This is a genomic window from Vibrio sp. 03_296, assembly GCF_002265885.1.
Genome location: NZ_NPKW01000133.1, coordinates 1 through 11338 on the forward strand (window position 1 = coordinate 1; position 11338 = coordinate 11338).

Below are 11338 nucleotides of genomic sequence, written 5' to 3' on the forward strand. Positions count from 1 at the left end.
GTCAGAGAACCAACCTTCAACGTGACCGTCGATAGAGATGCCGTTGTCATCCCAGAATGCAATCAGTTTACCAAGGCCTAGCGTACCCGCTAGAGAGCAAGCCTCGTGCGAGATACCTTCCATCAGACAGCCATCACCCATGAACACGTAAGTGAAGTGGTCAACGATGTCGTGGCCTTCTTTGTTGAACTGCGCTGCGAGCGCTTTCTCAGCCATTGCCATACCAACCGCGTTGGTGATGCCTTGACCTAGAGGGCCCGTCGTTGTTTCGATACCAGGCGCGTAGCCGTATTCTGGGTGGCCCGGAGTCTTAGAATGCAATTGACGGAAGTTTTTCAGATCATCGATAGAAAGCTCGTAACCGCTTAGGTGCAGTAGCGAGTAAATCAGCATCGAGCCGTGGCCGTTAGAGAGTACGAAACGGTCGCGATCAGCCCACTCTGGGTTTGATGGGTTGTGGTTTAGGTGGCCACGCCAAAGAACTTCAGCGATGTCCGCCATACCCATAGGTGCGCCTGGGTGGCCTGAGTTTGCTTTTTGTACGCCGTCCATGCTGAGTGCGCGGATTGCATTAGCTAAATGTTTACGATCCATAATAAATACCGAATATTATTTGAGTCTAAAGAGGAAATAAGTAGGGGAACGTTTGCGTTCCCCTAGTTTGATTCTGTGTGATTACAGTTTCGCTGCAATCATCGCTTCTAGTTTGCCTTGGTCAACGGCGAAGTTACGGATACCTTCTGCCAGTTTCTCAACCGCCATTGGGTCTTGGTTGTGCTCCCATAGGAATTCCGCGTGCGTCATTGGTGCTGGACGCTCTGCTGCGCCTTTAGAGTCAACCAGTTTCTCAACCACTTCACCTTCAGCCGCTTCAAGTTCTGCAAGTAGAGCAGGCGCGATAGTCAGGCGGTCACAACCAGCCAGTTCTAGGATCTCACCGATGTTACGGAAGCTTGCACCCATAACGACGGTTTTGTAGCCGTACTCTTTGTAGTAGTTGTAGATCTTAGTCACAGACAGTACGCCTGGATCTTCTTGCGCTTCGAAAGAGCGCCCTTCTTTCGCTTTGTACCAGTCCATGATACGACCAACGAATGGAGAGATCAGGAATACGCCCGCTTCAGCACAAGCACGCGCTTGAGCGAAAGAGAATAGTAGAGTCAGGTTACAGTTGATGCCTTCTTTCTCTAGGATTTCCGCTGCGCGGATACCTTCCCAAGTTGACGCTAGTTTGATAAGGATGCGATCGTTTGTGATGCCAGCATCGTTGTACATTTTTACTAGCTGACGAGCTTTCGCTACGCTGCCTTCCATGTCGTAAGAAAGACGTGCGTCAACTTCTGTAGAAATACGACCTGGGATTGTTTTTAGGATTTCTTTACCGATGTTTACCGCAAGCATGTCGCAAGTGTCTTGAACCTGCTGTGCTTTGTCATCGCTTTGAGTTTTTGCATACTCGATAGAAGCATCGATCAGAGGCGCATACTCAGCGATTTGAGCAGCTTTAAGAATCAGAGAAGGGTTTGTTGTTGCATCTTCTGGTTGGTATTTTTTGATTGCATCAATTTCACCAGTGTCTGCTACGACAGTTGTTAGCTTGCGAAGTTGCTCTAACTTGTTGCTCATAATCGATCATCCTATATAACGGGCTATCGCTCGGTGTACACACCTAAGCCAATACATTTGTAAACTGACTAGCGAATAGTTTAGTGCGATTTTTACAATGCACGCTCTATTCATCAGAAAAAATTTAGCGACCGAACATTTGTTTTGAACATTTGCTCGATGGCTGAGTAAATGATGTATCCATATTTATCCTAACGTGTAGGAAAGTCAATGGTTGAATGAGCTTTAAGGTGATGCTCATCAACGTTTTTTTTCACGTAAAATCGAACAAACAACAATTAAACGTTTGCCCTTACTCAGTAAGGTTTAGTGAGCAAAAGTCATTAACAAAATCTTTACTGAGAAAATGTCATTTCAATGAGCAAAAGTTGCGGTTAGAATCGTGTGTAACATATGCTAAGTCAATGAGCATATGCTCAATGGCAGATTAAAATAGCACTCTGAAATGAGGGTGAGAGTAAATATGAGCAGTTCAAACCAAGATATATCGATTGAAAGCACGGATCTTCTGACGGAGATCTCGGTCGCTTACTATCAGGATGGCGCTACTCAGGAAGAGATTTCAAAGAAGTTTTCGGTTTCTCGCGCCAAAGTGGGCCGAATGCTTAAGCAAGCAAGGGACGAAGGGATCGTCGAAATCACCGTGAAGTATCACCCGGTGTTCAGTGCCAAAATTGAGCAGCGTTTAATTGAACGCTTTGGTGTGAAGCGAGCATTAGTCGCGCTTGACCAACCCCACGAAGAAGCACAGCGCCAGCAAGTGGCTGGTTTGGTGTCAAACTACCTAACGAGCACATTAAAAAATGGCATGGTGGTGTCGGTTGGGCAAGGGCGAAATGTCTCTGCGGTTGCGCACCACGTTGGTGTCATTACCCCGCGTGACTGCAAATTTGTCTGTGGGATTGGTGGAATTCACCCTCGCGGCGGTATGTTTAACGCTGACCATATTTGCCGCCAGTTGGCGAAAAAATATGGTGGCACATCAGAAACACTCTATGCGCCGGCGTACGCCGAAAACCGCGAGCAGAAGATGGCATTCATGCAAAACGCGACAGTGAAACAGACCCTCGATCTTGCGCGTAAAGCCGACATCGCTCTGATTGGGATTGGTGACATGAGTGAGAACAGCTATATGGTCGATCTTGGGTGGTTTACCCCCGATGAAGTGGTGCAGTCTCGCTTACAGCAAGGGGTTGTGGGGGATTTTGCGGGTTATGACTTTTTCGATATTTATGGCAACGTCGCGAATACGGTGATGAGTGATCGTGTGATTGGTCTAGGTATTGAAGAGTTTAGGCCGATCTCCCAAGTCATCGCTATCGCTGCCGAGAACAGTAAGCCTTTAGCACTGCTTGGCGCACTGAGAACGGGAGCCATTGACGTTATTGCTACGAGCGTGAGTAACGCGCTCACCGTACTGAACCTTGACGAGCAGATGCAAGGAAAAGCGCAATAGCAATTCAGGTGGCATATTTTTATGCAATTTGTGCAATAAGGCTGTGAGATTTTATAAATGACTCGCAGCCTGATTTGATTTCTAAGCTGAAAATAATCCCGAGGAGTAGCTTTAAACCAGTTACTTGGAGGGACTTATGAAAAAAACATTGATTACCGCTGCTTTGTTCAGCGCGTTTGCTGGTAGCGCTGTTGCGCAAGAAAAAGTGGTCGCGGGTTACTTTGCCGATTGGCAATACGCGAATGCTTCAAATCCTTACACGGTTAAAGATATTCCGGCAGAAAAGCTGACTCATGTTATCTACGCCTTTTTAAGCATGTGTGGTCCTCACACTGGAGCATCAGAGACGGTACAGAAGTTGGTAGCCAAACAGTGTGAAGGCAAAGAGCCATTCAGTGCGATTGTCGTTGATACCGAAGCCGCCTTAGAAAAAGACTTCGGCAAGGTCTCGGTGAAGGTGCCATTCAAAGGCCATTTTGCCCAGCTTGCGGAACTGAAAAAGCAGCACCCAGATCTTAAAATCCTCCCTTCTTTTGGTGGCTGGACCATGTCCGAGCCTTTCCATGCAATGGCCAAGGATCCTAAAGCAATGGCGCAGTTCTCTAAAACCGCCGTTGAACTTATCAAACAATATGACTTCTTTGATGGTATTGACTTGGATTGGGAATACCCTGGTGGTGGCGGCTTAACCACGTCCCCTTGGAATCCTGCGACGAAACTGTCTGATGAACAGAAAGTGGCAGAGCGTGATGCTTTTACTTACCTAGTCAAAACGTTGCGTGCCGATCTTGACGCGTTAGAAAAGAAAACCAATCGAGAGTATGAACTATCAACAGCGGTTGGTGTGGGCGCGAAAGCGGCACAAATCGATTGGAAAGCCGCACAGCCTTATCTCACCAACATGTTTGCAATGACCTACGATTTCCTCGGTGGGTGGGGGCAGCAGACCGGACACACTACCAATTTGCATGCCACAGAACGCAGTTGGTGGGGTATGGGCGCAGATGTTTTCATCAACCAAATGATTGAGCTTGGTATTCCAAGTGAGAAACTTGTGATTGGCGCAGCGTTTTATGGTCGTGGATGGCAGGGAACACAAGATTATGACGGTCAAGCGCCGAAAGGGGACTTGCTCTCTGAACAAGGCGCGCAATTTGGCACTGGCGAAAATGGTTACTTCATGTTCTGGGATCTGGTAAAGAACTATGGAGAGAAACAAGGCTATCAGTACAACTACGACGAACAGTCTCAAGCACCTTATTTGTGGAACCCAGAGAAAAAAGTCTTTATCTCGTTTGAAGATCAGCGCTCGATTAAAGCGAAAGCACAGTGGGCGAAGCAATCGAATCTTGGAGGTATCTTTACGTGGGAACTTTCTGGCGATCCAAGCGGTAAATTGGTTGATACCATGCACGCTGAAATGACGAGCAAGTAACGTTCAATCATTGGCTTTTATATAAAAACCCGCTGTTTTAGCGGGTTTTTGTTTCGCCGTAATTGGGTATGAGCGTCTATTTTTCCGTCTGTTCGTCCAGATAGCTTTGCAGTTGCTCGACATTGAGCGGTTTCGCGTAGTAATAGCCTTGTAACAAGTCGCAACCACATTCCGCCAGCTTGTTCGCTTGCAACTCCGTTTCTACCCCTTCAGCTAACACTGCCATGCCAAAGTTTTTCCCGATAGCGATGATGTTTTTGACCATGTTGAAAGACTTTGCGTCATTCTCAATGTGATCAACAAAGCTCTTGTCGATCTTCAGCTCATCAATGGGCAGATCTTTCAGCATGCTTAACGAGGAATAGCCGGTGCCAAAATCATCCAGAGAGATTTTAAGCCCTTGGTGGTTCATCTCGTTACAAATGGGTTTGAACTGCTCAAGATCTTCAATAAACAAGTTTTCCGTAATTTCGAGCGTAATGCGTTTTCTATCGAGTCTTGCTGCGTCGATGGTGGTGAGAAGGTGCTCAGCAAAATCCTGCTGAATAAACTGTTTTACAGAGATGTTGATTGAGAGATTCAAGTCTTGACGTTGTGGTAATACATAAGTCGCAATATCACTGACACTACGTTCAATGATGAATTTACCCAGTTTAACCATGAGTCCTGAGCTTTCGGCAACAGGAATAAACAGATCGGGCGGGACAAAACCGAGCTCTTCATCCTGCCAGCGAACCAAGGCTTCGACACCATGCAGCTTGCCAGCCATATCGACCTGAGGCTGGTAAACCATAAACAATTTTTGTTGTTCAATGGCAAACCGTAAACGTTGTTCAACTTTCGTTTTGTATAAATGCTGCTCTTGCATTTCAGTGGTAAAAATATTGAACGAGTTGCGCTCTTGTTTGGCACGATACATCGAGATATCGGCGGCGCGAAGTAATGCATCGAGGTCATTACCGTGGGTTGGATAAACGGCGATGCCTACGCTACAGCTTAATAGGAATTGAACGTCGTTAATCACATAAGGCTCGGCCATTTTAGCGATCATGGTAGTGGCTAATGACTTAAGCAATGCAGGATCGCTCTCTTTTACCAATAAAATGAACTCATCGCTGGCTTCACGCACCAGCAAACGTTGGTCGTTGTTGAATGAAGCTAATCGTTGCGTGATTTGTTTTAGAACTTGGTCACCGAAATCGTGGCCGTGAGTGTCGTTGACACTCTTAAAGTTATCCATATCGATGAACAGCAGTGAAAAAGGCGACGTTTTATTTTTGAGCCAACTGTTTACGTTATTGCGCAAATAGAGTCTGTTTGGCAGGCCAGTTAAGGTGTCGTGTGTCGCTTGCTTGTTTAAGCGTTCAATGGTTTGTTGTTCGTTGTTGGCGATCGAACGCACTAAGCCGTAAAACGCGAGCTGTAAGATAGTGAAGATCAGCAGGTAGAAGCCGAGTTGGCTGTAAAACTGTTGACGAATAAAATGCATTTCAGTAGCAGAAACGGCCCAGACTTTATAATCCGACAAGTATTTCACTGTCATTAGATAGGAGACTTGGGGGCCATATGTCGTCACTGTGACGGCTTTTTGAGAAGCTTTGAGCTCCGGTTCGGAAAGCGATAATTGAGAAGCCGCCGCAGCGATTACCTCTTTGTAACGTTGATCGGCAATGGGTGCATCGTAACGATTGACGAGGGAGGCGTCGGCCGAAACAAAAGTGCGGTACAAGTCTTCGCGTATCAGACTCACAACATTGTAGGGGTTTGCGTGAATATTGTTGCGAAAAACCAGTGTTGACTCAACTTTTAGTCCCGCTGTCATGACGGCTTCAACTTCACCACGCTGATTGCGAATGGACTTGCGAATGGGAATTACCAAGGAATCGATAGCATCAAAATAGTAGGTATGCCCCAATACCATACGATTGGAATTGAGCGCTTCTGTGAAGCCGATTTTTGTCGCGGGGTTGGCGCTTAAGTTTTCTGCTCGCGCTAAATCGACATTGCTGCTGACCGCGATAAAGTCACCATTCGGATTAGCAAGGCCAAAACCCGCAATAATAGGGTGAATACGCATCAAGTTATCGAGTAGCGGCCGGATCTGCATGGCTGCCGTTCGAGTGAAATCGTTTTGCTCGACTAATTGATGCCCAACCACTTCGAGGAGGGATTCTTGGCTTTTGAACAGTGAGTCGACGGAAGCCGAAAAAAGTTCAAGTTGCAGTAGTTGCTTATCTTGGTATTTCTGTAGGTTGGAATGATAGAAGTTATGGCCAAAAAGGATAAAAAGCCCCATGGTGACCACCATGAGGACCCAATATAGCAGCCAAATATTGTTCTTCATCCCAGCCATTCTTTGCCTTCTGTTTGATGCTGTCTTGATTACGGTTCAATAGGTAATTGAGGGTTGGCTCCCCATTCCGTCCATGAACCGTCGTAGACAGACAAATTTTTGTAACCGATTAGGTATGCACCTAATAACAAAATACATGCAGTGACCCCCGAGCCACAACTGAAAATGATCGGTTTACTCTGCTCCAATGGTAGCGGCTCGAAAGCCTCTTGCAAACCAGACAAAGGTTTAATATGGCCTTTGTCCAAGAGTTGTGAAAACGGCAAACACAGGGAGCCCGGAATGTGGCCACTGCGTATGCCTTCTCTGGGTTCTGGAACCTGAGCTAAAAACCGTTCCATAGATCGTGCATCGACAATTGAGGCGGAGCGCAAATTACTGTGCTGCAGAACAATATCGGCATTTAAGAAATAATCTGGATCAATTTGTCCTTTGAATGTGCCAATCTGTGATGCTGCTTCAAAGTTGTCTTGGGTTTCAAAGCCTGCGTCAATCCAAGCTTTTAGACCGCCATTGAGCACTTGAACGTGATGATGCCCCATCGCTTTAAGCATCCACCACGCTCTTGGCGAGGCGTAAGTGCCCGCGTTATCGTAGACCACGATATGGCTATCATTGTTTAAACCGATCTGCTGTGCTTTCTCATTGAAGGTTGCTTGATCGGGCATCATATGAGGCAAAGCACTGGAAAGATCGCAGAACTCGTGGTCGTAATCGAATCGACGAGCACCAGGGATGACCTTGCCGAAAATTTTGGGCTCAGCATTGGGAATCGTGAACTCCATGCTGGCATCTAAAATGACCAAATTTTGTTGTTTAATCTCATTCAGTTCACTGGCAGAAATAAGCGGGGACATAGAGTGATTTCCTTATGGTTTCTGACATTCAATAAAGTGATAGCGAGGTTGCTTGGTGAGCGCATTTGTTCCTTTCGCTAAAAGCACTTGCGCAGGTGGCAGACAATCATTGTCGGGTTTGACTGCCAATCTCAGCACGCTGGAGTCTGGGAGCTTGACCGTTAAATAACGTCGATGCCCGTCTAAAGATTGAGTTAACGTATGGCTAAGCAGTATTGCGTGAATCCTCTCATTATCCGGCTTATCTCTTAGCAGGTGTTGCAGCGAGATAAGCAAAGCGATGCCTGACAACAGTAATCCAAATCCTTTTATGAGTGGTCTCATCGAATGCTCGTCAAAACAATTGGTTATTAGCGTTTAGGGCCAAGATAAAACAATTTCCTTCCGTTGTAACCATGTCCTTTCATCGCAACCACGGCAGAAGTGGATCGTTAAAAAAAAGCCCTCCACAATAGAGGAGGGCGTTTCAATCAACTCTGGCTTGTATGTTGTGAATAACAGTTGCGTTGTGAATCATCGTTGCACACTGGGCAAGCGGGCAGTTTCATGAGATTCATTTCTCGCCAAGACATCGACATGGCGTCAAGGATCAAAATTTTACCGCTTTTGGGGGTACCAAATTGAGCCAACACTTTGATCGCTTCCATCGCTTGAACGGCACCTATGATGCCAACGACCGGTGCCATGACCCCTGCTTCGACACAACTTAGCGCATTTGCACCAAATAGTGCGCTAAGACATTGATAGCAAGGCTCATTAGCGTTTTGGTAGGTGAAAACGCTCACTTGGCCTTCCATGCGAATCGCAGCGCCAGATACCAATGGTGTCTTGGTCGCAAAGCAGAGGCGATTCAATTGATTGCGCGTCTCTACGTTATCACTGGCATCCAACACTAAGCTGTGGTTTTTTATCAAAGTTTCAAGCTCAGAGTCGTTAAGACGTTGCGCCACTGTTACCACTTCGATGTGAGGATTCAGCTCTCGCAGCGACTGTGCTGCCGACTCGACTTTTTTACGCCCAATATCAGCATCGTGATGCAGGACTTGGCGCTGCAAATTGGACAACTCAACAATATCGTCGTCAATCAATGTCAGCCTGCCGACCCCCGCAGTCGCCAGATATTGACTCGCAGCACAGCCAAGGCCACCGGCACCCAAAATTAAGATGGAGCTCTGTTTGAGAGCTTCTTGGCCTTCAAAATCAAACTGACGTAGGATGATTTGGCGGTTGTAGCGCAGCATTTCCTGATCGGAAAGAATCTCCACCTTCAGCTCCTAAAATAGGGTTGAGTTAAACAACTCGATATTGACGGTTTCACCCACTTCAACACGTCCACGCTCTCGTTCTAAAACCACAAAACAATTTGCCAAGCTCATTGAACGAAACGCGCCAGAGCTTTGATTCCCAGTTGTTTCGACAAAGAACTGACCATTCTCAATGGTGTAGATGCCGCGTTGGTAGTCGGTACGACCGGGGGCCTTTTTAAACGCCGTTCGTGTTGTGGCTGGGATGGACTCTGGTGCCTTCCATTGTGAATGGCCTGCCAATTTGGCCAGCATTGGCTGAACCAAAACATACATCGTTAAAACGGCAGAAACGGGGTTACCTGGCAGACCGCAGAACCACGCGGTGCTGAGTTTGCCAAAAGCAAAGGGTTTACCCGGTTTGATCGCCAATTTCCAAAATCCGATTTCGCCTAGCTGCTCCAAAATGTCTTTGGTGTAGTCGGCTTCGCCCACGCTGACGCCACCAGAAGTCACCACCACATCCGCTAGTGATTGGGCTTTTTCGAAGGTGTTTTTTAATGTTTCAGGGCAATCAGGAATGATGCCGAGGTCGATGGCTTCGCAGCCAAAGTTCTCAATCAGCGGCTTAATGCCGTAGCGGTTGCTATCGTAGATCTGACCTTCTAGTAGTGGTTCACCAAGCGATTTGAGCTCGTCACCAGTAGAAAAGAAGGCGACACGGGGTTTTCTGACCACCGTAACGTGGCTGATGCCTAAAGAGGCAATCATTGGAATATCGCGAGGCGTGAGGCGAGCCCCTTGGGCCAAGACTAAGTCGCCCTCTTGGATATCGTCGCCTGTTGGTCGAATGTTTTCATTCGGCTTAATCTGGCACTGTTGGATGACAATACCTTCGTCGCTCGCTTCGGTGTTTTCCTGCATGATGACGGCGTCACATCCCTCAGGGATTTTTGCGCCCGTCATGATGCGAATACAACTGTTTTGCGGCCATTCCCCGTCAAAAGGCTGTCCTGCAAATGATTTGCCCGCAAGCGGTAGTGGTTGGTTGTGCTCTAAATCGGCAAGGCGAATCGCGTATCCATCCATTGCAGAGTTATCAAAAGGAGGCACATTAATGGGGGAAAGAATATCTTCAGCTAAGACATAACCAAGCGCTTCAGCAAGCGGTAGTTTTAACGTTGTTTGAATCGGTTTAATGCGGGAAAGCATCTTTTCCATCGCATCTTCAATTGGCATTAAGCCAGGTGCATCACAACAGCCCATATTGAATTTCCGTTGAATTATGGTTTTAGCGCACTTTAGCACAAATCGATGAGTGGCACGAATGACCCTCAGTAAAATATGGGTGTAATTATTCAAAAATCCGAGTATCCTTGTCAGCCATCCTAAAGGGGTATTCTTCCCTTTATGAGAGTCTTGAGATGTAAGAGGAAGTGGAATGTCAGGTCTTAGCGAATCCGCCCAACTGGTTAAACAAGCGTTAGAAAAGCGCGGTTTGGAAACGCCGATGGTGCCGAACCAGTTCAGTCGTGAAGAAAAGAAAGAGAAAATCGAACACCACATGCGTGAGATCCTTTCTTTGCTGGAATTGGATCTGACCGACGATAGTTTGGAAGAAACGCCAAGACGCATTGCTAAAATGTACGTCGACGAAGTTTTTTCCGGCCTTGATTATCAGAACTTCCCTAAGATTACGGTGATTGAAAACAAGATGAACGTCAGCGAGATGGTTCGAGTGAAAGAGATCACCTTAACCAGTACTTGCGAGCATCATTTGGTGACCATCGATGGCAAAGCAGCGGTGGCCTATATTCCTCGTGGCAAAATCATTGGTTTGTCTAAGATCAACCGCATTGTTCGTTTCTTTGCGCAGCGTCCTCAGGTGCAAGAGCGTATGACACAACAGATTCTAGTGGCGTTGCAAACCTTACTCGAATCGGATGACGTTGCGGTAACCATCGACGCAACACACTATTGCGTGAAGTCTCGCGGCGTGATGGACGCGACCAGTGAGACGACCACAACCGCATTGGGTGGTATTTTTAAGAGTAACCCAGCGACACGGGCCGAGTTTCTGCATGGTCTGCGTTAATCAAAAGTCTATTTGATACATAAAACGCCCAACTCATGAGTTGGGCGTTTCAGATTGATGACGAACCCCGCTTTTTAAGTGGGGTTCTTTTTTGGAAGCGACCGTAGGTCGCGATCGTGATTTTTTTTTGTTATATCGTGCGCAGAAGTTTCCATTCATTACACGGGTATACAGAAGCAAGTATCTGCCTTATTTCTGCCATATTTAAGCCCATTTTTCGTAGATAGTTCACCACCAACGCTATCTTCTTGATGTTTTGGGCTGCCGCTGCC

The 11338-nt window shown here is 46.8% G+C and carries 9 protein-coding genes and 1 pseudogene; 3 read left to right on the plus strand and 7 right to left on the minus strand.

Annotated features, from left to right (window positions below; translation table 11 throughout):
- Both CIK04_RS16815 and tal read right to left on the minus strand, forming a co-directional pair.
- Nucleotides 1-594, minus strand: a pseudogene (locus tag CIK04_RS16815) (transketolase); the annotation flags it as partial.
- An 81-nt stretch (nt 595-675) separates the two neighbouring features.
- The gene (tal, locus tag CIK04_RS16820; protein WP_015728094.1) at nt 676-1626 is read right to left on the minus strand and encodes a transaldolase; all 951 of its coding nucleotides are present in this window, start codon (nt 1624-1626) and stop codon (nt 676-678) included.
- 463 nt (nt 1627-2089) lie between these two features.
- On the opposite strand from tal, the gene CIK04_RS16825 reads away from it, so the two are divergent.
- Together CIK04_RS16825 and CIK04_RS16830 are read left to right on the plus strand one after the other, a co-directional pair.
- Nucleotides 2090-3082 carry a sugar-binding transcriptional regulator gene (locus CIK04_RS16825; protein WP_015728093.1) on the plus strand — a complete coding sequence of 331 codons (993 nt, stop codon included), beginning with the start codon at nt 2090-2092 and terminating at the stop codon, nt 3080-3082.
- A gap of 136 nt (nt 3083-3218) precedes the next feature.
- Nucleotides 3219-4517 (plus strand): glycoside hydrolase family 18 protein, encoded by a 1299-nt coding sequence (locus tag CIK04_RS16830; RefSeq protein WP_039560504.1) that lies wholly within the window; start codon nt 3219-3221, stop codon nt 4515-4517.
- A 76-nt stretch (nt 4518-4593) separates the two neighbouring features.
- On the opposite strand, the gene CIK04_RS16835 is transcribed toward CIK04_RS16830, so the two are convergent.
- The 5 genes from CIK04_RS16835 to moeA all read right to left on the minus strand — a co-directional run bounded on the left by CIK04_RS16835 (nt 4594) and on the right by moeA (nt 10237).
- The gene (locus tag CIK04_RS16835) at nt 4594-6870 is read right to left on the minus strand and encodes an EAL domain-containing protein (protein ID WP_097353628.1); all 2277 of its coding nucleotides are present in this window, start codon (nt 6868-6870) and stop codon (nt 4594-4596) included.
- Nucleotides 6871-6899: 29 nt separating this feature from the next.
- The gene (locus CIK04_RS16840; RefSeq protein WP_097353629.1) at nt 6900-7727 is read right to left on the minus strand and encodes a sulfurtransferase; all 828 of its coding nucleotides are present in this window, start codon (nt 7725-7727) and stop codon (nt 6900-6902) included.
- A 12-nt stretch (nt 7728-7739) separates the two neighbouring features.
- Nucleotides 7740-8051: a hypothetical protein gene (locus tag CIK04_RS16845; RefSeq protein WP_097353630.1), complete on the minus strand. Its 312-nt coding sequence runs from the start codon at nt 8049-8051 to the stop codon at nt 7740-7742.
- A 146-nt stretch (nt 8052-8197) separates the two neighbouring features.
- A complete protein-coding gene (gene moeB, locus CIK04_RS16850; RefSeq protein WP_097353631.1) occupies nt 8198-8992 on the minus strand; it encodes a molybdopterin-synthase adenylyltransferase MoeB in 795 nt (264 codons plus the stop codon).
- 9 nt (nt 8993-9001) lie between these two features.
- Nucleotides 9002-10237 (minus strand): molybdopterin molybdotransferase MoeA, encoded by a 1236-nt coding sequence (gene moeA / locus CIK04_RS16855; RefSeq protein WP_097353632.1) that lies wholly within the window; start codon nt 10235-10237, stop codon nt 9002-9004.
- A 175-nt stretch (nt 10238-10412) separates the two neighbouring features.
- On the opposite strand from moeA, the gene folE reads away from it, so the two are divergent.
- On the plus strand, nt 10413-11066 hold the full coding sequence (folE, locus tag CIK04_RS16860; RefSeq protein ID WP_011081489.1) for a GTP cyclohydrolase I FolE: 654 nt from the start codon (nt 10413-10415) through the stop codon (nt 11064-11066).
- The last annotated feature ends 272 nt before the right edge of the window (nt 11067-11338 follow it).